General features: G+C 65.1%; 18 protein-coding genes and 1 pseudogene. 7 read left to right on the top strand and 12 right to left on the bottom strand.

Translation table 11 applies throughout. From position 1 onward, the window contains the following. Positions 1–57 precede the first annotated feature (57 nt). Complete coding sequence (gene pssA, locus GTP77_RS09725; protein ID WP_161071972.1) at positions 58–936, top strand: CDP-diacylglycerol--serine O-phosphatidyltransferase; 879 nt, start codon at positions 58–60, stop codon at positions 934–936. A 43-nt stretch (positions 937–979) separates the two neighbouring features. Next, positions 980–2,527, top strand: coding sequence for a 2-isopropylmalate synthase (locus GTP77_RS09720; protein ID WP_161071971.1), 1,548 nt, complete (start codon positions 980–982; stop codon positions 2,525–2,527). A 35-nt stretch (positions 2,528–2,562) separates the two neighbouring features. Here GTP77_RS09720 and bamE read toward each other — a convergent pair whose 3' ends face one another. After that, on the bottom strand, positions 2,563–3,048 hold the full coding sequence (gene bamE, locus GTP77_RS09715; protein WP_308807705.1) for an outer membrane protein assembly factor BamE domain-containing protein: 486 nt from the start codon (positions 3,046–3,048) through the stop codon (positions 2,563–2,565). Between the two features lie 166 nt (positions 3,049–3,214). Between bamE and rpsO the strand changes: the two genes are divergently transcribed. Then, positions 3,215–3,484 carry a 30S ribosomal protein S15 gene (gene rpsO, locus GTP77_RS09710; protein WP_056405183.1) on the top strand — a complete coding sequence of 90 codons (270 nt, stop codon included), beginning with the start codon at positions 3,215–3,217 and terminating at the stop codon, positions 3,482–3,484. 198 nt (positions 3,485–3,682) lie between these two features. Further along, positions 3,683–5,809, top strand: coding sequence for a polyribonucleotide nucleotidyltransferase (gene pnp / locus GTP77_RS09705; RefSeq protein ID WP_161071969.1), 2,127 nt, complete (start codon positions 3,683–3,685; stop codon positions 5,807–5,809). A gap of 226 nt (positions 5,810–6,035) precedes the next feature. On the opposite strand, the gene GTP77_RS09700 is transcribed toward pnp, so the two are convergent. From GTP77_RS09700 to GTP77_RS09685, 4 genes are read right to left on the bottom strand one after another with little or no spacing between them, the layout of a single operon-like run. Beyond that, a complete protein-coding gene (locus GTP77_RS09700; protein ID WP_229202142.1) occupies positions 6,036–7,370 on the bottom strand; it encodes a sigma-54-dependent transcriptional regulator in 1,335 nt (444 codons plus the stop codon). Continuing rightward, positions 7,370–9,235 carry a sensor histidine kinase gene (locus GTP77_RS09695; protein ID WP_161071968.1) on the bottom strand — a complete coding sequence of 622 codons (1,866 nt, stop codon included), beginning with the start codon at positions 9,233–9,235 and terminating at the stop codon, positions 7,370–7,372. The genes GTP77_RS09700 and GTP77_RS09695 overlap by 1 nt, the downstream gene beginning before the upstream one ends. Positions 9,236–9,270: 35 nt before the next feature. Further along, complete coding sequence (locus tag GTP77_RS09690; RefSeq protein ID WP_161071967.1) at positions 9,271–10,365, bottom strand: porin; 1,095 nt, start codon at positions 10,363–10,365, stop codon at positions 9,271–9,273. Positions 10,366–10,388: 23 nt separating this feature from the next. Beyond that, positions 10,389–11,663 (bottom strand): dicarboxylate/amino acid:cation symporter, encoded by a 1,275-nt coding sequence (locus GTP77_RS09685; protein ID WP_161071966.1) that lies wholly within the window; start codon positions 11,661–11,663, stop codon positions 10,389–10,391. A gap of 245 nt (positions 11,664–11,908) precedes the next feature. Between GTP77_RS09685 and GTP77_RS09680 the strand changes: the two genes are divergently transcribed. Beyond that, positions 11,909–12,268, top strand: a complete 360-nt coding sequence (locus GTP77_RS09680) for a c-type cytochrome (RefSeq protein WP_161071965.1) — start codon at positions 11,909–11,911, stop codon at positions 12,266–12,268. On the opposite strand, the gene GTP77_RS09675 is transcribed toward GTP77_RS09680, so the two are convergent. Continuing rightward, positions 12,269–13,711 (bottom strand): c-type cytochrome, encoded by a 1,443-nt coding sequence (locus GTP77_RS09675; protein WP_161071964.1) that lies wholly within the window; start codon positions 13,709–13,711, stop codon positions 12,269–12,271. 107 nt (positions 13,712–13,818) lie between these two features. Here GTP77_RS09675 and GTP77_RS09670 point away from each other — a divergent pair, with 107 nt between their 5' ends. Next, positions 13,819–14,256 (top strand): DUF29 domain-containing protein, encoded by a 438-nt coding sequence (locus tag GTP77_RS09670; protein ID WP_161071963.1) that lies wholly within the window; start codon positions 13,819–13,821, stop codon positions 14,254–14,256. Positions 14,257–14,271: 15 nt separating this feature from the next. Here GTP77_RS09670 and GTP77_RS09665 read toward each other — a convergent pair whose 3' ends face one another. Continuing rightward, entirely contained in the window at positions 14,272–15,168 is an 897-nt protein-coding gene (locus tag GTP77_RS09665) for a LysR substrate-binding domain-containing protein (protein ID WP_161071962.1), read from the bottom strand. Between the two features lie 98 nt (positions 15,169–15,266). Between GTP77_RS09665 and GTP77_RS09660 the strand changes: the two genes are divergently transcribed. Further along, entirely contained in the window at positions 15,267–16,280 is a 1,014-nt protein-coding gene (locus GTP77_RS09660) for an aldo/keto reductase (RefSeq protein WP_161071961.1), read from the top strand. Positions 16,281–16,298: 18 nt separating this feature from the next. On the opposite strand, the gene GTP77_RS09655 is transcribed toward GTP77_RS09660, so the two are convergent. The 5 genes and pseudogenes from GTP77_RS09655 to GTP77_RS09625 all read right to left on the bottom strand — a co-directional run bounded on the left by GTP77_RS09655 (position 16,299) and on the right by GTP77_RS09625 (position 22,249). Further along, on the bottom strand, positions 16,299–17,909 hold the full coding sequence (locus GTP77_RS09655) for an Ig-like domain-containing protein (protein WP_161071960.1): 1,611 nt from the start codon (positions 17,907–17,909) through the stop codon (positions 16,299–16,301). A gap of 96 nt (positions 17,910–18,005) precedes the next feature. Further along, positions 18,006–19,161 (bottom strand): annotated as a pseudogene (locus tag GTP77_RS31410) (methyl-accepting chemotaxis protein); the annotation flags it as partial. A 125-nt stretch (positions 19,162–19,286) separates the two neighbouring features. After that, complete coding sequence (locus GTP77_RS09635; protein WP_161071956.1) at positions 19,287–20,426, bottom strand: ABC transporter ATP-binding protein; 1,140 nt, start codon at positions 20,424–20,426, stop codon at positions 19,287–19,289. Between the two features lie 10 nt (positions 20,427–20,436). After that, entirely contained in the window at positions 20,437–21,315 is an 879-nt protein-coding gene (locus tag GTP77_RS09630; RefSeq protein WP_161071955.1) for a carbohydrate ABC transporter permease, read from the bottom strand. Then, positions 21,305–22,249 (bottom strand): carbohydrate ABC transporter permease, encoded by a 945-nt coding sequence (locus GTP77_RS09625; protein WP_161071954.1) that lies wholly within the window; start codon positions 22,247–22,249, stop codon positions 21,305–21,307. Before GTP77_RS09625 ends, GTP77_RS09630 begins: the two co-directional genes overlap by 11 nt. Positions 22,250–22,279: the final 30 nt, after the last annotated feature.

The raw sequence follows: 22,279 nt of genomic DNA, 5'->3' as shown, positions 1-22,279 counted from the left end.
TTCCGGCCGCCCGGGCGGCCGGAAAAGCACACACCGCAGCACTAGAAATGGAACCCAATGGCAAATTTCCCCCGTCGCAGACCTAAAAATGGCGTAACCCTGGCCAAGCCCAAGAACTCGCGTTTCGCCCGGTTCGCGCGCAAGGCCCGTGGCGAGAACGAGAGCGGCGTGGCCGGCCCGCGTTCGCGCGGCATCTATTTGCTGCCCAACGCGTTCACGACGGGCGCACTGTTTTGCGGCTTCTACGCCATCGTCATGGCCATGAACCAGCGCTTCGAGCATGCGGCCTGGGCCATTTTCATCGCCATGGTGCTGGACGGCCTGGACGGCCGCATTGCCCGCCTGACCAATACCCAAAGCGAATTCGGCGCCCAGTACGACTCCCTGTCGGACATGGTGTCCTTCGGCGCCGCCCCGGCGCTGGTGATTTACGAATGGTCGCTGCGCGGCATGGGCAAGCTGGGCTGGATCGCCGCCTTCGTCTACTGCGCCGGCGCCGCGCTGCGCCTGGCGCGCTTCAACACCAATATCGAAGTGGTCGACAAGCGCTTCTTCCAGGGCCTGCCCAGCCCGGCCGCGGCGGCCATCGTGGGCGGCTTCGTGCTGCTGATGGTGGACATGGAAGTGCCCGGCCTGCAGCTGTCGTGGACCTCGTTCGCCATTGCGCTGTTCGCGGGGCTCACCATGGTCACCAACGTGCCGTTCTACAGCTTCAAGGAACTGAACTTCCGCAAGTCCGTGCCCTTTATCGCCGTATTCCTGATTGCACTGTTCTTCGCGCTGGTGTCGATCGATCCGCCCAAAGTGCTGTTCCCGCTGTTCATCGTGTACGGCCTGTCCGGCTACGCGGTGTTCTTCTGGCGCATGGCCAAAGGCAAGCCGGTCAGCATCGTGCAGACCGGCCACGAACCGGTGGACGAGAGCGAACGCCGCTAGCAAGTACGGGGCGGTTCAACCCTAGCCATAAGGAGACATCGTTATGAGCCTCAGCAACCGCCTCATTATTTTCGACACCACCCTGCGCGACGGCGAGCAATCGCCGGGCGCCTCGATGACGCGCGAAGAGAAGCTGCGCATCGCCAAGCAGCTGGAACGGCTGAAGGTGGACGTCATCGAAGCGGGCTTCGCCGCCGCCTCGCAGGGCGACTTCGAATCCATCAAGTCCATCGCCGCGCACGTGCGCGACTCCACGGTCTGCTCCCTGTCGCGCGCCAATGACCGCGACATCGCCCGCGCCGCCGAAGCGCTGGCGCCCGCCGAGCGCAAGCGCATCCACACCTTCATCGCCACCTCGCCGCTGCACATGCAGATGAAGCTGCGCATGGAGCCGGCGCAGGTGCTGGAACAGGCCAAGCTGGCCGTGCGCTTCGCCCGCCAGCACACGGACGATATCGAATTCAGCCCGGAAGACGGCAGCCGCTCGGAAGAAGACTTCCTGTGCCGCGTGCTGGAGGGCGTGATCGCCGAAGGCGCCACCACCATCAACTTCCCCGACACGGTGGGCTACGCCGTGCCGGAAATGTTCGGCGCCACCATCAAGCGCCTGCGCGAGCGCATCCCCAATTCGGACAAGGCCGTGTGGTCGGTGCACTGCCACAACGACCTGGGACTGGCCGTGGCCAACTCGCTGGCCGGCGTGATGATAGGCGGCGCGCGGCAGATCGAGTGCACCATCAACGGCCTGGGCGAGCGCGCCGGCAACACCGCGCTGGAGGAAGTGGTGATGGCGCTGCGCACGCGGCAAGCCTATTACAACCTGACCGTGGGCATAGACACCACGCAGATCGTGGCCGCGTCCAAGATGGTGTCGCAGATCACCGGCTTCGCGGTGCAGCCGAACAAGGCGGTGGTGGGCGCCAACGCCTTCGCGCACGCGTCCGGCATCCACCAGGACGGCATACTGAAAGCGCGCGAAACCTACGAGATCATGCGCGCCGAGGACGTGGGCTGGACCGCCAACAAGATCGTGCTCGGCAAGCTGTCCGGCCGCAACGCCTTCAAGCAGCGCCTGCAGGAGCTGGGCATAGAAATGGAGTCGGAAGCGGAAGTGAACGCCGCCTTCGGCCGCTTCAAGGAGCTGGCGGACCGCAAGGCCGAAATCTTCGACGAGGACATCATGGCCCTGGTGTCGGACGAGGAAACGGCGCAGGAGAACGAGTACTACCGCTTCGTGTCGCTGGCGCAGCGCTCCGAGACCGGCGAAACGCCTACCGCCAAGGTAGTGTTCTCCATGGGCGGCAAGGAATACAGCTGCGACGGGGAGGGCGACGGCCCGGTGGACGCCATGGTCAACGCCATCGAATGCCAGGCCAGGAGCGGGGCCGAGCTGGTGCTGTTCTCGATTAACGCCATCAGCACCGGCACCCAGTCGCAGGGGGAGGTGACGATGCGGCTGTCGAACGCCGGGCGCATCGTCAACGGCGTCGGCTCGGATCCGGACATCGTGGTGGCCTCGGCCAAGGCCTACTTGTCCGGCCTGAACAAGCTGCATTCCAAGATCGAGCGCGTCAACCCGCAAACCGAGTGAGGTCGGGGTCTGACCCGCCGGGTCAGACCCCAGGGCTAGCGGAAGAAGCGCGGCTTGTCGTCGTAGGCCGGGTCCGGCCCGGCCATCATTTCGCGCACGATGCCGGCCTGGTCGAAATGCACGTGCATCATGGAGTTCCACACGCCTGACTGCTTGTAGCGGTAGGACCAGACCGTGAGGTCGCGCAGCGCCAGGTAGCTGGTCTCGGCCGGGTGGCCTATGGTGCGCAGCACGTCGTCGCGGGTGGCGATGCCCACTGTGAGGGTGGCGAATTTTTCGTCCGTCAGCACCTGCTCGTAGGATTTCAGCGCGCCGTCCGGCCCGAAGCGGGCCATGTAGGCGTATTGGCCGAAGGGCTGGGTGGTGTATTCGAGCAACGTGTCGCCGCCCAGCTGGTAGCTGGCGCCGGGCTGGCCCAGCCTGGCCTTGACGGCGTCCAGGCGCTCGCCGAGGGCCGGCGGCGTGCCGCCCGGGCCGGCGCAGGCCGCCAATAGCAGTGGCAATATTGCCGTTGTGATCATTTTTCTCATGGTTGCAACCCTCGCGCTCTCCGTCTACGGGTAATTCTAGCCATCCGTGGTGTATTCCGTTATACTCGCGGGTCTGGTCTTTGGATCAGTATATTTTTAATCGTACTCACGGTGCGCAGGGTTCAGACTCCGCATACCGCATGTGAAAGGTAATATCATGACCGTAGAAAACATCAACAAAGCCGCGATCATCGCGGACAACGCACGTGGCCAGAACGACACCGGCTCCCCAGAAGTTCAAGTTGCGCTGCTGACCGCACGCATCAACGAACTGAACGGTCACTTCAAAGCCCACAGCAAAGATCACCACAGCCGTCGTGGCCTGATCATGATGGTTAACCGTCGTAAATCGCTGCTGTCCTACCTGAAGAACAAAGATGCAACCCGTTACCGCGATCTGATCGCTAAACTGGGTCTGCGTAAGTAATCTTTGTACGTCCCGGCTTGAGCCGAAATGCCTGCGTCAGTTCTCTGCCGCGGGCATTTTGTCATTCTGAGCGGTGGAAATAGGGCAATCCGGCAATACCTGTAGCAAAAGTAGTAAAGGCGGCGGCCCCGGCCGCTGTCTGTGGTGAGGTGAACGACAGCTCCTGAAAATCTGTCGGCAAATAGAAAGGGATTACCCATGTTTAACAAAGTTACGAAAACCTTCCAGTACGGCCAACACACCGTGACCCTGGAAACCGGCGAGATCGCTCGCCAGGCATCCGGCGCGGTGATGGTGTCGATCGAAGACACCGTCGTGCTGGCAACCGTCGTGGCGCGCAAAGAAGCCAAGCCTGGCCAGGACTTCTTCCCGCTGACCGTTGACTACCTCGAAAAGACCTACGCGGCCGGTAAAATCCCTGGCGGTTTCTTCAAGCGCGAAGGCCGTCCTTCCGAAAAAGAAACGCTGACGTCCCGCCTGATCGACCGTCCTATCCGCCCTCTGTTCCCGGAAGGCTACATGAACGAAGTGCAAGTGATCATTCACGTGCTGTCGGTCAACCCGGAAATCGATCCTGACATCGCCTCGATGATCGGCGCCTCGGCCGCCCTGTGCGTGGCCGGCCTGCCGTTCAACGGCCCGATCGGCGCCGCCCGCGTGGGTTACGCCAACGGCCAGTACATCCTGAACCCGACCACCACCCAGCTGAAAACCTCGCAGATGGATCTGGTTGTGGCCGGTACCGAAACCGCCGTGCTGATGGTGGAATCGGAAGCCAAGCAGCTGTCCGAAGAAATCATGCTGGGCGCGGTCGTCTTCGGCCACACCGAAATGAAAGCAGTCATCGACGCGATCCACGACCTGGTGCGCGACGGCGGCAAGCCTGAAATGCAGTGGGCGCCGGCGCCGAAGAACGAAGCGCTGATCGCCAAAGTGGCGCAGTTCGCCGAGTCGAAAATCCGCGAAGCCTACCAGACCAAAGACAAGCAAGCCCGTACCGACAAGCTGCGCGCCATGTCCGCCGAAGTCGTAGCCGACCTGGCAGCCGACGCTGCCGCCAACGGCGCCGAAGCGCCAAACGGCGTGGACGTGGGCAACATCCTGTTCGACATGGAAGCCAAGGTCGTGCGTTCGCAGATCCTGGAAGGCGAGCCACGTATCGACGGCCGCGACACCCGCACCGTGCGTCCGATTTCGATCCGCACCTCGGTTCTGCCGCGCACCCACGGTTCGGCCCTGTTCACCCGCGGCGAAACCCAGGCGCTGGTCGTAGCGACCCTGGGCACCGCCCGCGATTCGCAGAAGATCGACGCGCTGATGGGCGAGTACACCGACGACTTCATGCTGCACTACAACATGCCTCCGTTCGCCACCGGCGAAACCGGCCGCGTCGGTACGCCGAAGCGCCGCGAAGTGGGCCACGGCCGCCTGGCCAAGCGCGCGCTGATCGCCGCGCTGCCGGCAGCTGACGAGTTCAGCTACTCGGTGCGCCTGGTATCGGAAATCACCGAATCGAACGGTTCCTCGTCGATGGCTTCCGTCTGCGGCGGCTGCCTGGCACTGATGGACGCCGGCGTGCCGATGAAAGCACACGTGGCCGGTATCGCCATGGGCCTGATCAAGGAAGGCGGCCGTTTCGCCGTGCTGTCCGACATCCTGGGCGATGAAGACCACCTGGGCGACATGGACTTCAAAGTAGCCGGTACCGCCAATGGCATTACCGCGCTGCAGATGGACATCAAGATCCAGGGCATCACCAAGGAAATCATGCAAGTGGCGCTGGCGCAAGCCAAAGAAGGCCGCGAGCACATCCTGGGTGAAATGCAGAAAGCCATGCCGCACGTGAAAACGGAACTGTCCGATTTCGCACCGCGCCTGATCACCATCAAGATCAACCCGGAGAAGATCCGTGACGTGATCGGTAAAGGCGGCGCAGTCATTCGCGCGCTGACCGAAGAGACCGGCACCCAGATCGACATCAGCGACGAAGGCGTGGTCACCATCGCTTCCGTTGACGCTGCTGCCGGCCAGGAAGCCAAGCGCCGCATCGAAGAGCTGACCGCGTCGGTCGAAGTGGGCAAGACCTACGACGGCACCGTGCTGAAGCTGCTGGACTTCGGCGCCATCGTCCAGGTCATGCCAGGCAAAGACGGCCTGCTGCACATCTCGCAGATCGCCAACGAGCGCGTGAACGCCGTTGCCGACTACCTGAAAGAAGGCCAGCAAGTGCGCGTCAAGGTTCTGGAAACCGACGACCGCGGCCGCCTGAAGCTGTCGATGAAAGCAGCCGCCGAAGAAGGCGCAGCGCCAGCCGCCGCGCAGTAATCTTCGCCGCTTAAAGAGCCGCCAGCGCGCAAGCCCTGGCGGCTTTTTTACGTCCTTACGGAACCAAGGCGGTGCTTGCTTGACTCCTCCAACAGGAGGCCGTCATGGGAACGCTATACGACCAGGATATCGCAAACAAATTCAATCGCAGGAATTCTTCCCGTAGGGCGGGTTAGCGGGGCGCGCCGAGCGCGAACCGCGTAACCCGCCGGCGCCGCCAAAACCGCTAGCGATAATCCTCGGCGGCGAGCCCGTATTTTTGCATCTTGTGATACATGGTCTGCTTGGGCAGGCCCAGCGCCGCGCAAGCATCGCCCACATTGCCGCTGGCTGCGCGCAGGGCCTGCTCGATCAGCATGCGTTCAAAAGCGCCCACCTGGTCCGCCAGCGGCAGCACCGGCGCGGCCGCCTCGCCGGCCGGCAGGCCCAGCACAAAACGGTCCGCCGCATTGCGCAGCTCGCGCACATTGCCGGGCCAGTCCTGCGCCATCAGCTGCTGCATCTGCGCCGCCGGGACCACGGGGCAAGGCCGCTTGTAGCGCGCCGCCGCGTCCAGTATGAAGTGCTCGAACAGCAGCGGAATATCCTCGCGCCGCTCGCGCAGCGGCGGAATGCGCAGCATGATCAGGTTCAGCCGGTAATACAGGTCGCTGCGGAACTTGCCCTGGTCCGACCAGGCCTTCAAATCCTCCTTGGACGCGGCGATCACGCGCACGTCCAGCGGCACCGGCGTGTTCGATCCCAGGCGCTGGATGCAGCGCTCCTGCAGCACGCGCAGCAGCTTGACCTGCATGGCCAGCGGCAGGCTTTCTATCTCGTCCAGGAACAGCGTGCCCTGCGACGCATGCTCGATCTTGCCGATCTGCCGCTTGGCCGCGCCGGTGAAGGCGCCTTGCTCGTGGCCGAACAGCTCGCTCTCAAAAATGGTCTCCGGAATGGCGCCGCAATTAATCGGCACGTAGTGGTGCCTGGCGCGCTCGCCGAACTGGTGCAGGCAGCGCGCCACCAGCTCCTTGCCGGTGCCGGTTTCGCCGTAGATCAGCACGTCCGCAGGCTGCCCGGCCACTTCCAGTATCACTTGCCGCAGCGCCTGCATGGCGGGCGCGTTGCCCAGCAGATAGGCGGCGATGCCCTCGCTGTGCGCCAGTCGCTGGCGCAGCGCGTGCACTTCGAGCTGCAGGCGGCGCTTGTCGGCCGCGCGGCGCACCACGTCGGCCAGCTGTTCGGACGAGTAGGGCTTTTCGATGAAATCGTAGGCGCCGTCATGCATGGCCTGCACGGCCATGGCGATGTCGCCGTGGCCCGTCACCAGTATCACCGGCAGTTCCGGGTCGATGGCGCGCGCGGCGGCCAGCAGATCGAGGCCGCTCATGCCGGGCAGGCGCACGTCGCTCACCAGCACTGCCGCGCAGTGCGGCTGCAGCAGCTCGGCCACCGGCTCGGCGCTGTCGAAGCTGCGCACGGCAAAACCGGCCAGGTCCAGCGCCTGCGCGCTGCCGGCGCGCACGGTGGGATCGTCCTCGACCAGGATCACCTGGATATCGTTCATTGCATCGTCCATCACGTCTCCTGTGCCGCTTTGAGTTCGATCACGAAGCAGGCGCCGGCACTGGCCTGTTCCGCTTGCAGGCTGCCGCCGAAGTCGCGGATGATTTGTTCCGAAATGGCCAGCCCCAGGCCCAGTCCTTCGCCTTGCGGCTTGGAGGTGTAGAAGGGCTCGAACAGGCGCGTGCGCGCTTCGTCGCTCAGGCCGGGGCCGCTGTCGGCCACGCGGATGAACACGCGCTGCGGCGTGCTGTTGACGTCCACGCGCAGCTCGCGCACCGGGCTGCCCGCCATGGAGTCGAGCGCGTTGGTCATCAGGTTCAGCAGCACCTGCTCGAGCCGGTTGCTGTCGCACAGCGCGTAGATGTCGGCCTGGTCGATATGCAGCTGGAAGCTCACCTTGTCGAGCTGCAGGCGGCGCTCCACCAGCACCAGGGCGTTGGAGATCGAGGTGTGGATGGACACCGCCGCCAGCTCCGCATTCGACTTGCGGGCAAAGCTTTTCAGCTTGCCGGTGATGGTGCCCATGCGCGCCACCACCTGGGAGATGGTTTTCAGGTTGCTGCGCACGTCGTCCATGCGGCCGCGCTCGAACAGCAGCACGGCGTTGTCGGACATGGTGCGCAGCGCCGTCAGCGGCTGGTTCAGCTCGTGCGTGATGCTGGCCGACATCTGCCCCAGCACGGCCATTTTCCCGGCCTGGAACAGCTCGTTCTGCGTGATGTGCAGCTGCTGCTCGGCCTGGCGCCGCACGTCCACTTCCTTGCTCAGGTCCTGCGCCATGCGCGCCAGGCTGGCGGTGCGCTCGTCCACCATGCGCTCCAGGCCGTCGTAGGCGTGCTGCAGGTCTTCCTTGGCGCGCAGGCGCTGGCGCCAGAACAGGAACAGCAGCACCAGGAAGCCGTAAGCCAGTAGCGTGAACAGGAAGGCCACGCGGGCGTTGGCGCGCGCCGCGTTCAGGTCCGACAGGTAGATGAAGGTCCAGTCGCGCGGCGCCAGCGAGCGGGTTTGCGCCAGCATGCGCGGCGGGGCCGCGGCCAGGCCGGCGTTGCCGTCGCGGATGGCGAGCAATCGGGTGCCGTTGGCCAGCGCTTCGTCGTGCGCCAGCGTCAGCGGGGGCAGCGCCTGTTCGTGGTACTGGCGGGTCTGCTCCAGTTCGGCGCGCACGCTGGCCGCCAGCGGCTGCAGGGTCTTGAATTTCCAGGCCGAGGCGGAGGTGAGGAAGATGACGCCGTTGCTGTCCACCAGCATCACCTTGTCCGCGCCTTGCGCCCAGCTTAGCTGCTGGCTCTCGATGCTGACCTTGATGGCGGCCACGCCCAGCATGCGGCCGTTCTTGTAGATGCCGTGCGCGTAGAAGTAGCCCGGCTCCAGGCTGGTGGTGCCCACGCCGTAGAAGCCGCCGGGATGCCCGCGCAGGGCGTTGCGGATGTAGGGCCGGAAGTTGACGTCGTCGCCGACGAAGCTGTCCTTCTGGCGCCAGTTGCTGGCCGCTTGCGTGCGGCCCTGCAGGTTGACGATGTAGATATTGCTGGAGCCGGCCTTCTGGTTCAAGCCTTCCAGGTATTCATTGACGTTGTTGCGCAAGTCCTCGTCGCCGGGCTTTTCCAGCAAGCCCAGCACGTCCTTGTCCAGCTCCAGCATGCGCGGCACCAGGTCGTATTTGTCGAGCAGGTTTTCCAGGCTGGTGGCGTACACCTCCAGCCGCTGCGCACCGGCTGCGCGCAGGCGCTCGGTGGTGACCAGGTTCACCCACCAATAGGCCAGATAGGGCAGGGCCAGCCCCGCCAGCAGCACCAGGCCCCAGACCGTGCGGACGTGCTGCGGCCGGCGCGGCTGCGCCTGGGGCGTTGCGGGGGCGGAGGACTGGGCTGGCATCATGGGCAACTATAGCAAACTGCGCGCGCGCAATGCTTTTACAGCAGGTGGCGCAGGCCGAGATTGATTGCGCTGTGCCCCTTGCCGTCGTCGGTGGCGTTGCCGATGGTGAAGGTGGCGCCGTTGCTGTTGCTGACCCGGCCGTATGCGGCGTACAGGTCGGTGCGCTTGGACAGGCCGTACAGATAGCCCACGCCGAACTGGCGCGCGTCCTTGTTGGCCGGGCTGCGGTCCAGGTGCTGCACCACCGACGCGGCGTAGCGGTGCGGGCCGAAGGTGGCGCACAGGCCCAGCACGATGTCGCGGCTGGCCGCGCCCGGCGCGCCCACAGGGCCGCTGGCGATGGCGCCTCCGGCCGCCAGCGTGCCGACGGCAGCACCGGTTCCGCCCGCCGTGAAGGCCAGCGTACCGCCGCCGCCCACGGTGCCCATGCCGCGGTTGACGGCGTAGGCGGCGTGCAGCTGGTAGGCGCCCAGCGTGTAGCGCGCGGCCAGCAGGCTGTTGCGCGCGTGCAGACTGGCGGCGGCGTCCTCGCGGCGGTAGTGCGACAGCACCAGCGCCAGCGGCCCCGCCGCGAAATTGACGGCGCCGCTCAGCGCGCGCTTGCGGGTGCTGTCGCCCGCCACTTCGCCTGCGCTGTAGGCCAGGTCGGTGGACCAGCCCGCCAGCTTGGGCGAGGCGTAGACCAGCGAGTTGTCCATGCGGCGGTTGGGCGCCATCAGGTTGGCGGCCTGGCCGGCCAGGCCGTCGCTGAAGGGATCGGCAATGTCGCGCAGGGCTTTGAAGTAGGGCGAGTATTGGCGGCCCGCGCTCAGCGTGCCGAGCGCGCCGCCCAGCGACACGAAGGACTGGCGCCCGAAGGTCAGCCCGCCCTGGCCGGAGGCGCCGCTGTCGATGCTGATGCCGCTTTCGAGCACGAAGCCGGCCGACATGCCGCCGCCCAGGTCTTCCGTGCCCTTGAAGCCGAGGCGCGAGCCGGAGGCCACGCCGCTGCTTACATAGCTGGTGCCGCCGGCGGGGCCGCCGCGTTCGAACACCAGGCCGGCGTCCGCCACGCCGTAGATTTTCACGGCGGACTGCGCTTGCGCGGCGCAGCAGGCCAGCGCCAGCAAAGGGGTTATTGCGTATTTCATCAGGTCTCCTTGTGTATTTATTTTTATGCGGCGCGCGCGTAAGCGTGTTCGCCGTTTTGTTCTTCTTCCTCGCCCAGCGCGCCTTCCCACTTGGCGACCACGGCGGTGGCGATGGCGTTGCCCACCGCGTTGGTGGCCGAGCGGCCCATGTCGAGGAACTGGTCCACGCCCATCAGCAGCAGCAAGCCGGCCTCGGGAATGTGGAACTGGGTCAGCGTGGCGGCGATCACCACCAGCGAAGCGCGCGGCACGCCGGCCATGCCTTTCGAGGTCAGCATCAACAGCAGCAGCATGGTGATCTGGGTGCCGAGCGACAGGTCGATGCCGTAGGCCTGGGCGATGAACAGCACGGCGAAGGTGCAGTACATCATCGAGCCGTCCAGATTGAAGGAGTAGCCCATCGGCAGCACGAAGCTGGAGATGCGGCGCTGCACGCCGAATTTATCCAGCGCCACCAGCAGTTTCGGGTAGGCCGCCTCGGAGCTGGCGGTGGAGAAGGCCAGCAGGAAGGGCTCGCGGATCAGGCCGACCAGGCGCAGCACGCGCGGCCCCAGCACGGCGAAACCGGCCGCGATCAGCAAGGCCCACAGGCAGAATAGGCCCAGGTAGAAGCCGCCCATGAATTTGGCGAACGTGGCCAGGATGCCGAGGCCGTTGGTGGTGACCACCGAGGCCATGGCGGCGAACACGGCCAGCGGCGCCATGTTCATGATGGCGCCGGTAATGCGCAGCATCACCTGGGCCAGCTCGTCGACCACGCCCAGCAGGCGCTTGCCGGACTCGCCAAGCGCACCCAGTGCGGAGCCGAAGAAGATGGAGAACACCAGCACCTGCAGGATCTCGTTGTTGGCCATCGCTTCGATGGGCGACTTGGGCACGACGTGGCTGATGAAGTCCTTCAAGGTGAAGGCCGAGGTTTTCAGGCCGGTGCTGGCGTCGATGGCGGGCAGCGGCAGGCCCAGGTTGGTGCCGAGCTGCATCAGGTTCGACAGCAGCATGCCGAGCGCGAGCGAGACCATGGAGGCGGCGATAAACCAGGCAAAGGCCTTGGCGCCGATGCGGCCGGCGGCCTTGCCGTCGCTCAGGTTGGCGATGCCCACCGTGAGGGTGGAAAACACCAGCAGCGCGATGATCATCTTGATCAGGCGCAGGAAGATGTCGGTCACCAGCGAGATGTGGGAGGAAATATCGGCGGTGAGTTTCTTGTCGGGGAACACCGTGTGGCAGGCGTAGCCGACGGCAATGCCGAGCAGCATCGCAACCAGGATATAGAGGGTGAGGGGGCGCTTCTTTTGCATACCGGTCTCCGTTGTAGTCAGATCCCCGCGCGGTAGGCGGGGTCCAGCCTCAATAGCAAGCCGTATGCCCGCCGTTTTTTTAGGAGGCGATAACGCTAAGTTATTGATTTATAAGATGGGGTTTTGCGGTGATATGCCATGTGGCAATTTTGTTGTCCTGGTATTTGGACGGCTTTTGCTGCCTGCGTATGAGATTTGGGACGGAGTGCTAGACTGCTGGAACTGACGGAAGTGGAAGGTTCGTGATGCTGCGAGTATTGATATTGCTGATGCTGCCCGCGCTGGCGATGGGGGCGGAGGGAGATGCGGCGGCGGGGAAGCGGGCGTTTATGCGCTGCGCGTCCTGCCACCAGGTGGGGCCGTCGGCGCGCGGGGCGTTTGGGCCGCAGCTGAATGGCATCGTGGGCCGCAAGGCGGGATCGACTACGGATTTCAGCTATTCGCCGGCCATGAAGCGCTCCGGCATCGTGTGGACGGAGCAGACGCTGGCGGCTTTCCTGAAGTCGCCCAAGAAGGTGGTCCCCGATAACCAGATGCGCTTCTGGGGTATCGGGGACGAGCAGCAGATCGCCAACCTGCTGGCGTATCTGCGCACGGTGCGGTGATTATTTCCCGGCGTAGGTGACGCGGTAGACGCGGCCGCCGTGGTCGTCGGACACCAGCATGGAGCCGTCCGCCAGCACGGCGATATCGACCGGGCGGCCCACCACTTCGTCGCCGTCGCGCAGGAAGCCGTCGATAAAGGTGGTGATGCTCACCACTTTGCTGTTGTACAGCGTCACCAGGCTGACCTTGTAGCCTATCTTGTTCTCGCGGTTCCACGAGCCATGTTCGGCGATGAACAGGTTGTTGCGGTACTGCGCCGGGAACTGGGTGCCGGTGTAGAAGCCCAGGCCCAGCGGCGCCACGTGCGGGCCCAGCTTGGCCACCGGCGCCACGAACTGCTCGCAGGACTGCAGCTTGCCGAACTCTGGATCGGGCAGCACGCCGCCGTGGCAGTAAGGGAAGCCGAAATGCAGGCCGGCTTTCGGCGCCACGTTCAGTTCGCACGACGGCGAGTTGTCGCCCATCATGTCCGGACCGTTATCGGTGAACCACATTTCCTTGGTGACCGGGTGCCAGGCGAAGCCCACCGTGTTGCGGATGCCGCGCGCGTATTCCTCGAAATTGCTGCCGTCCGCATTCATGCGCCAGAGTTTGGAATAGGGCTGGTCTTCCTTGTTGCAGGTGTTGCACGGCGCGCCTATCGGCACGTAGATCTTGCCGTCCGGACCGGCCTTGATGAATTTCTCGCCGTGCCAGGTTTCCTTCGGCAGGTCGTCCTTCACCACCTTGTAGGCCGGTTTGGCGGCATAGGTGGCGTCGATATTGTCGAAGCGGATAATGCGCGAGATTTCAGCCACGTACAGCGCGCCGTTGAGCAGCGTCACGCCGATCGGGTTTTGCAGGCCTTCGGCGATGGTGATCACTTTTTCGGCCACGCCGTCCTTGTTCTCGTCCACCAGCGCGTACACCTTGCCCGCCTTGCGCGAGCCCACGTAGACCACGCCGCTGCCGGATACGGCCATCGAGCGCGCGGTTTCCACCTTGTCGGCGTAGACGGCGATGCGGAAGCCTTTCGGCAGCTTCAGCCCGCTCAGGATGGCGGCGGTTTTGTCGGACGGGGCTGCGGGCGCAGCAGCGGCGGCAGTTGCCGCAGGCGCGGCGGCAGCGGCCGTCTTGCCGCCGGTGCGTGCCGACAGCGCCACGTAGTCGGCCAGTTGCGCGATCTGCGTCGCGTTCAGCGTGGGCGACCAGGGCGGCATGCCCTTGTCGGCCACGCCCTTGCTGATGACGGTGATGAGGTTGGCCTTGGTCGGCGCGCCGTGCAGCCATACCTGGTCGATCAGGCTGGGGCCGGTGGCGCCTTCCAGTTTCACGCCGTGGCAGGCGGCGCAATGCGCCTGGTACAGTTTTTCGCCGGCGCTGATGGCGGCGTGCGCGGCAAGCGGCGCCAGCGCGGACAGGCACAACAGCGCGGCAAGGCGTACTCGTAGGGACTTGTTCATGGCAAGTGGAATGTTGTTGTTGGGATGCGCGCATCTTACCGCCATCCAGCCGCCGCCGCAGGGAACTTTTTCGCCGCGCGGCTGTCCCACCGATACGGGAGGACGCTATGGACACCACGGCTTACGAAGAAGACATTGCCGCATGGGCGCTTGAGCAGGCGCAACTGCTGCGCGCGGGCCAGCTGGGGCTGATCGACGCCGAGCAGATTGCCGAGGAATTGATAGGCCTGAGCCTGAGCGAACGGCGCGGCATCTCCAGCCGCTTCGTCGTGCTGCAGCATCATTTGCTCAAGTGGCAGTACCAGCCCGAACGGTGCAGCGCCAGCTGGCGCAATACCATCCGCGTTCAGCGCCGCGCGATTGAGCGCATTCTCAAGCGCACGCCCAGCCTGCGCCACCTGCTGGACGATCCCGAGTGGCTGGAGGAAAACTGGGACGACGCTGTCGACCGCACCGCGCGCGAAACCGGCCTGGACCCGGCTATCCTGCCCGAGCGCTGCCCCTGGAGCATGGCGCAGCTGCGCGACGAACAGTTTCTGCCGTAAGCCGGCGCGGAAGGCTTAGTCCACCAGTATTTTCCGGAAGATATCCACCAGCGGCCGCAGCGTAACGCGGTGCCACACCACCCACAGCGGGGTGCGGTAGTCGAACCAGGGCGCTTCGCGCAGCACTACGCCGGGCGGGGTCTGGTGGCGCAGGCTTTGCTGGATCATGGCGATGCCCAGGCCGGCCGCCACCAGGCCCAGCGCCGTCATCGGCTCGGGCGCGCGCATGCGCACGTCCGGCGTAAAGCCTGCCTTGGCGCAGGTGACGGTCAGGTGGTCGTGCTCGAAAGCGCCGTCCTTGTGGTGGATGGCGATCCACTCCTGGTTGCGCAGCTCTTCCACCGCCAGCGGCCGCGCCAGGGCGTCCGCCTGCGCGAGCGGATGGCCGGCGGGCAGGGCCAGCAGCATGGGATCGCTCACCACTTGCAGCCGGTCCAGTTCCTCGTCGTCCGCCGCCGGCGGCGCGCAGACCAGGGCCACGTCCAGGCTGCGCTGGCGCAGGCCTTCCAGCTGGTCGGACGACTGCTGGTTGTACAGCGCCACATGCACCGCCGGCCGCGTGCTGCGGATGGCGCGCAGGGCGGCCGGCAGCACGCCGGAATGCATGGCGTTTTCCACATAGCCTATGCACAGCCCGCCCTCGTCGCCCTGGCCCAGCCTGCGCCCGAGCGACTCCAGCCGCTGTCCGTGCGTCAGAAAAGCCCGCGTTTCGGCCAGAAAGGTTTTGCCATCCGCCGTAAGACGGATGCGCTGCTGGCTGCGTTCGAATAGTGTTAATCCCAGCCTTTCCTCCAGCTGGGCAATCTGCCTGCTGAGCGGGGATTGCGAAATGTGCAAGCGTTCTGCTGCGCGCCCCACGTGTTCCTCTTCGGCCACGGCGACGAAATAGTTGAGTTGGCGTATGTCCAGCATATAAGACCTGTTGAGACTTAAGTTGTGCAAATTATGTCTTGGACTGCATTAACTTGGCAAGCTAAGATTTCATCACTAACTTCTCGAAAGGAAATGCAATGAGTCTCAAAGATAAACTGCCAGGCCAACTGGGTTTCGGCACCGCTCCTCTGGGTAATATGTTCCGCAACATTCCGGAAGCCGAAGCGCTGGCGACCGTGGACGCAGCCTGGGACCACGGCGTGCGCTTCTTCGACGCGGCGCCGCTGTACGGCGCTGGCCTGGCCGAAATCCGCCTGGGCGAAGCGCTGAGCAAGCGCAAGCGCGACGACTACGTGGTGAGCACCAAGGTGGGCCGTTTGATCCTGGACGAGCTGGAAGATCCATCCCAGCGCAGCATGGGCGAGAAGGGCGGCCTGTTCGAGCATGGCAACCGCAACAAGATCGTCAACGACTACTCGGCCGACGCCACCCTGCGCTCCATCGAAGGCAGCCTGAAGCGCCTGAAGACGGACCGCCTGGACATCGTCTGGGTGCACGACGTGGCGCAGGACTTCTTTGGCGACGAGTGGCTGTCTTACTTCGAAAGCGCGCGCACCGGCGCATTCCGCACGCTGGCCCGCCTGAAGGAGGAAGGCGTGATCAAGGCCTGGGGCCTGGGCGTGAACCGCGTCGAGCCTATCGAGCTGACGCTGGCGCTGGACGAACCCAAGCCGGACGGCTTCCTGCTGGCTGGCCGCTACACCCTGCTGGACCACGCCAGCGCCTTGCAGCGCGTGATGCCGCTCTCGCTGGAGCACGGCGCCGAGATCGTGGTGGGCGGCCCTTACAGCTCGGGCGTGCTGGCCGGCGGCCAGAACTTCGAGTACCAGCAAGCCTCGCCTGACATTCTGGCCAAGGTGGCGCGCCTGAAAGCACTGGCGCAGCGCCACGGTGTGAGCATCAAGGCGGCGGCGCTGCAGTTCGCGCTGGCCAATCCGGCCGTGGCGGCGGTGATCCCAGGCGCCAGCCGTCCGGAGCGCATCGCGGAAGACGCTGCAGCGATGGCGGAGAAGATCCCCGCCGAATTCTGGCACGCGCTGCGCGCCGAAAAACTGGTGGCCGACAACGCACCGCTGCCTTACGGCGCCTAAGCAGGCACAGGCCCGGGTTCAGGCGAAGTGTGCGTGCTCGGCCGCATGCTCGTGGCGGCCGATGAGCTGGACCTCGTGCTGCGGCGCCAGGTCGAGCGCCATCGCGCTGGCGGACTGGACCACGATGCCGCTGTTGTCGAGCGCAATGGTCTGGTCCGCGAACTTGATGAACTCGCTACGCACCAGCAGGTCGCTGCCGCCGCCGGTGCCCGCCACGTCGGTCACCTTGTAGCCGTAGGCGGTCTTGCCCACGGTGTAGTTGGCGCGCACACCGCCGTACACCACGGTGTCGACGCCGGCGCCGCCGTCGATGTAGTTGTTGGCGGTTAGCGCATTCAGCGTGTCGTTGCCGGCCGTGCCGGTGACGTTGCGCGCGCTCAGCACGGTAAAGTCCTGCGCCGCCGAGGCCAGCGACACGTTGCCCGCCGCGTCGGTCGCCTTGGCCGTCACGTGATAGCTGCCATTGCCCACCGCCACCGGCGTGATGCTCCAGCTGCCGTTGGCCGCCGCCGTGCCCACGCCCATGCTGGTGGCGCCGTTGAAAATCTCCACTTTTGCCCCCGCTTCGGCCACGCCGCTGAAGGTGGGATGGTTGCCGCTGGCCGCAGCCGAGCCGTCCTTGGTGAAGACCAGCGTGGGCTGCGCCGGCGCGGTGACGTCCGGCTGCGGCGCCGTGGCGGCGATGGCGAACACGCCGTCGCTGAAGCGCAGCCGCTCGATGCCGCTGAGCGTGTCCGTGCCCTGTGCGCCGCTCACGCGCCAGCTGTCGGCACTGAGCTGCGACACGGTGTAGGCCGTGTGCGCGCCATTGTAGAAGGCCGTGTCGGTGCCGGCGCCGCCGTTCAGGATGTCATTGCCTGCGCCGCCTTCCAGCATGTCGTTGGCGGCGGTGCCGGTCAGTGTGTCGGCCTGGCTGGTGCCGGTGATGTAGCGTCCGCCGCCGACCGAGTTCACGCCCAGTGCGCCGCCCAGCCCGTCGCCGCCGTACAGCCATTTCAGCGCGGCGATATCGTACTCGCCGAAGGTGGAGTGCACGCCGCCGCCATGGGTGTAGGACATCAGCGTATAGGCCGTGCTGTCGGTCGCGGCGGGCAGCTTGATCGTACCCTCGAAGGAGTGCTTCAGCCCCATCGCGTGCCCCAGTTCATGCAGCAGCGTTTCGTAGCCCTGCGTGCCGATGGCCAGATTGGCGTTCATGCCGGCCCATTCCGCGTTGTCCAGGTAGACCCAGGTCGCGGCGGTGAACTTGGTCACCACATTGCTGCTGTTGTAGGAATAGCTGTAGCGGGAACTGTCCAGGCCGGTGGTGCTGGCGCCGTTGATGTTGGCGTTGGCAAAGTGGATCTGCGCGGCGCTGCCGTCGCCGGTTTCGGCGAACTGGATGCCGGTCAGCTGCGCAACATAGGCCAGCGCGCCGCGCGTGGCCGCCTGCTGCGCGGCGCTGAAGGCCTGCGGCGTGCCCAGGATGGCGCTGTTGCCGGATTCAAGGCCGGCCGCCGTGGAAAAACTGTAGTAGAGGGTGTTACCGCCGGCGGTCTGGTAATTCCAGTTCGGCAAATTATTCAGGAGTGCATCGATGTGGTTCAGGCCGGAGAGGGTGGTGCTTTTGACTTCGGATACGGTTGCCATGTCGCGGTGCCTACGAGGAATCGGGCTGGTCAGTATTCAGCCCGTGGCACCGCCTGGTCAACCGTCACGGCAATCGTGCGCGGGGTGAGTGTGCACTCATTTGCGGATTGCTAATGCACTTCCGGCAACACTGTGGTCAACTTTGAAAACACGGACCACGCGTTCCAGCGCATGGGCCTGGTCCTGCAGCGATTCGGCCGCCGCCGCCGCTTCCTCCACCAGCGAGGCATTTTGCTGCGTTACTTCATCCATCTGCGCCACGGCCTGGTTGATCTGCTCGATACTTCGCTGGCGACCACGGCGAAGCCGCGGCCCTGTTCGCCAGCGCGCGCCGCTTCTACGGCGGCGTTCAGCGCCAGGATATTGGTCTGGAAAGCAATGCCGTCGATGACGGAAATAATGTCGACGATGCGCCGGGACGAGCTGTTGATTTCATCCATGGTGTCGACCACCTGCGACACGATCTGGCCGCCGCGCACCGCCACGCTGGACGCGCTGGCGGCCAGCTTGTTGGCCTGGCGCGCATTGTCGGCGTTCTGGCGCACGGTGCTGGTCATTTCCTCCAGCGAGGACGCGGTCTCTTCCAGGCTGCCTGCTGCTCGGTGCGGCGCGACAGGTCCATATTGCCGGAGGCGATCTCGCTGCTGGCGCTGGCGATGGCGCTGCTGCCGTCGCGCACGCTGCGCACCGTGGCCGCGAGCTGCTGCTGCATGGTGGACAAGCCCTGCAGCAGGCGGCCCATTTCATCCTTGCTCTCGACCTGCACGGCGCGCGACAGGTCGCCCGCCGCCATGGCGTCGAAGTGGCGCAGGGCCTGGTTCAGCGGGCGCAGGATGGCGCGCAGCAGTTGCGCCGAAGCCAGCACCAGCACCAGCACCAGCAGCACGATGCCGACCACGCCGCCGGCGATGGACACCAGCATCATGTTGCGGAACAGCTTCTGGCTGGAGTCGTAGTTCTCGCGCGCGCCGCGCATCTGTTCCTCATCCAGTTTGTCGGAAGCCGCGTTGAAGCCGCCGAAGGCAGACTGCAGTTTTTTCATGGACAGCAGCTCGATCTGCTCCGCATTGCGTTCGCGCACGGCTTTGCTGAGCGCCAGCAGGCCGTCGTTGATGTAGAGCTTGCGCTGCTGCTCCACGGCCTTGGCCATGGCGTCCTCCTCGGCGTCGCGTGGCAGGGCGAGGTACTGTTGCCATGCTTTTTCAGATTCGGCGATAAAGCCCTCGGCGCGCTGCGGCGTTTTCTCGACATCTGCATCGATAAATTCATTTGTGTGGTAAGTATCAAAATGTATCAGCCGGGAGAAGAGCAGGGCAAAAAAAGACCGGCGTTTGCCGGTCAAAAGAGGGTACAGCGGTAAAACGGAGGTGCATCGCCTCAGGCGCCCAGGCGCATCTCCGAGGCCGGGTCGAACAGGATGGCTTTGGAGAGGTCGAAGGCCAGCGGAATGCTCGCGCCCGGCTCGGCGCCTGCGCGCGGGTGGGTGCGGCAGGTGGCGCGCACGCCGTTGAACCAGGCGAAGGCCAGGGTGTCCGGGCCGGTGGGCTCGGTCATCTCTATGGTGCAGGGCACTTCCATCGGGTGGTAGCCTTCCGGCGTTTCGGCGCGGCGCGCGCTCAGCGCGTCGGTCACGTGCTCGGGGCGGATGCCCAGGATCAGCTCGCGGCCCAGCCAGGCGCCGAAGTGGCCGGCGGCGGCGTGGTTGGCCGGCAGCGGCAGCAGCGTGGTCGTGCCCTGGTGCTCCAGCGCGAAGGCTGCGCCCGCAGCGTGGGCCATCAGCTTGCCGCGCAGGAAATTCATCGACGGCGAGCCGATAAAGCCGGCCACGTACAGATTGTCCGGCTGGTCGTAGATTTCCTGCGGGCTGCCGAACTGCTGCACCACGCCGTCGCGCATGACGGCGATGCGGTCGCCCAGGGTCATCGCCTCGATCTGGTCGTGCGTCACGTAGACGATGGTGGCGCCCAGGCGCTGGTGCAGCAGCTTGATCTCGGCGCGCATTTCCACGCGCAGCTTGGCGTCCAGGTTGGACAGCGGTTCGTCGAACAGGAACAGCGAGGGATCGCGCGCAATGGCGCGGCCCATGGCCACGCGCTGGCGCTGGCCGCCGGACAGCATGGCCGGCTTGCGGTCCAGCAGGTGCTTCATCTGCAGCGTCTCTGCCACGCGGTTGACGATGATCTCCTGCTCGGCCTTGGGCACCTTGCGGATGCCCAGGCCGAAAGAGATGTTCTCGCGCACCGTCATGGTGGGGTAGAGCGCGTAGGACTGGAACACCATCGCGATGTCGCGCTCCTTGGGCGGCACATTGTTCACCACGCGCTCGCCGATGCGGATTTCGCCCTGCGAGATGTTTTCCAGGCCGGCTATCATGTTCAGCAGGGTGGACTTGCCGCAGCCGGACCCGCCCACCAGTATCAGGAACTGGCCGTCTTCGATATCGAGGTCGATGCCCTTGAGGATTTCGGCGCCGTTGGGATACACCTTGCGCACATTGCGGATAGATAAGCTTGCCATGAGAGTCTCCTTAACCTTTGACGGCGCCGGCGGTGAGGCCGCGCACGAAGTATTTGCCTGCCACCAGGTAGATCAGCAGGGTGGGCAGCGCGGCGATAATGGCCGCCGCCATGTTCACGTTGTATTCGGTCACGCCGGTGGAGGTGTTGACCAGGTTGTTCAGCGCCACCGTCACGGGTTGCGCGTCCGAGCCGCCGAACACCACGCCGAACAGGAAGTCGTTCCAGATCTGCGTGAACTGCCAGATGAAGCACACCATGAAGATGGGTAGCGACAGCGGGAAGATAATGCGGCGGTAGATCATGAAGAAGCCCGCGCCGTCGATGCGCGCGGCGTTCACCAGTTCCTCCGGCACGGTCACGTAGTAATTGCGGAAAAACAGCGTGGTGAATGCGATGCCGTAGATGATGTGGACCACCACCAGTCCGCTGGTGGTGTTGGCCAGTTCGGCCATGCCCAGCAGGCGCGCCATCGGCAGTATCACCACCTGGAAGGGGATGAAGCAGCCCACCATGAGCGCGGTGAAGACGGCGTTGTGGCCGGGGAAGCGCCAGTGCGCCAGCACATAGCCGTTCAGCGATCCGATCAGGCTGGAGATCAGCACGGCCGGTATCGCCATCCGGACCGAGTTCCAGAAGTAGGGCGCCAGCCCTTCGCAGCGCACGCCGGTGCAGGCTTGCGACCAGGCTTTGCCCCAGGCCGCCGTGGTGGGCGCGAGCGGGAAGTCGAGCAGGTTGCCGTCGCGGATCTGGTCCAGCGTTTTCACGGAGGTGGTCAGCATCACGTACAGCGGCGCCAGGTAGTACAGCGCCACCAGCACCAGTAAAGCATAAAGCATCAGGCGGCCTGGCGTGACGCGGCTGCCGTCGTGGTTCAGGTCAGCGGCCATGGCGCGCTCCTTTCGTTTCGAGGTACATCAGCGGCACCAGCACGGCCAGCACGGTGGCCAGCATCATCATGGCCGAGGCGGCGCCCAGGCCCAGCTGGCCGCGCGTGAAGGAAAACTGGTACATAAAAATGGCCGGAACGTCGGACGAGGTGCCGGGGCCGCCGGCGGTCAATGCCATCACAAGGTCGAAGCTCTTGATGGCGATGTGGGCCAGCACCAGCAGCACGCTGAAGAACACAGGCCGCAGCGAGGGGATGACGATGCGGCGGTAGATGGTCGGCAGGCTGGCGCCGTCCACTTGCGCGGCCTTGATGATGCTGTCGTCCACGCTGCGCAGGCCGGCCAGGAACAGGGCCATGACGAAGCCGGACGACTGCCACACGCCGGCGATGACGACGGTGTAGATGGCCATGTCGGAGTCCACCAGCCAGCCGAAGGTGAAATTGGTGTAGCCCCAGTCGTGCATCATTTTTTCCAGGCCGAGGCCGGGGTTCAGTATCCACTTCCACGCCGCGCCGGTGACGATGAAGGACAGCGCCATCGGGTACAGGTAGATGGCGCGCAGCGCGCCTTCGTGGCGGATGCGCTGGTCCAGCAGGATGGCCATGATGAGGCCGATGATCAGGCAGCCGATGATGAACAGCGCGCCGAACAGGCCGAGATTGCTGGCCGAAACCCACCAGCGTTCGATGCCGAACAGGCGTTCGTACTGGGCGAAGCCGGCGTACTCGAAGTTGGGCATCATGCGCGACTCGGTCAGCGAGAGGTAGGCAGTCAGGGCGATGAAGCCGTAGACGAAGACCAGCGAGGCGATGATGGTGGGGGACAGCACGAGGCGCGGCAGCCAGGCGTCGGCCAGCGCGCCGAAGCGGCTGGCGGCGCGCTGTTTGGCGCGCGCGGCGGGTGAAACAGGGTGAAGCGGTATGGCGGACATGATGCGAATTCTCCAGAGCGTGAGGCGGTA

This window comes from Pseudoduganella aquatica (genome assembly GCF_009857595.1).
GTDB lineage: Bacteria > Pseudomonadota > Gammaproteobacteria > Burkholderiales > Burkholderiaceae_D > Rugamonas > Rugamonas aquatica_A.
The sequence above is the reverse complement of the archived record's forward strand: the minus strand, read 5'-3'. Positions and strand labels throughout refer to the sequence as shown.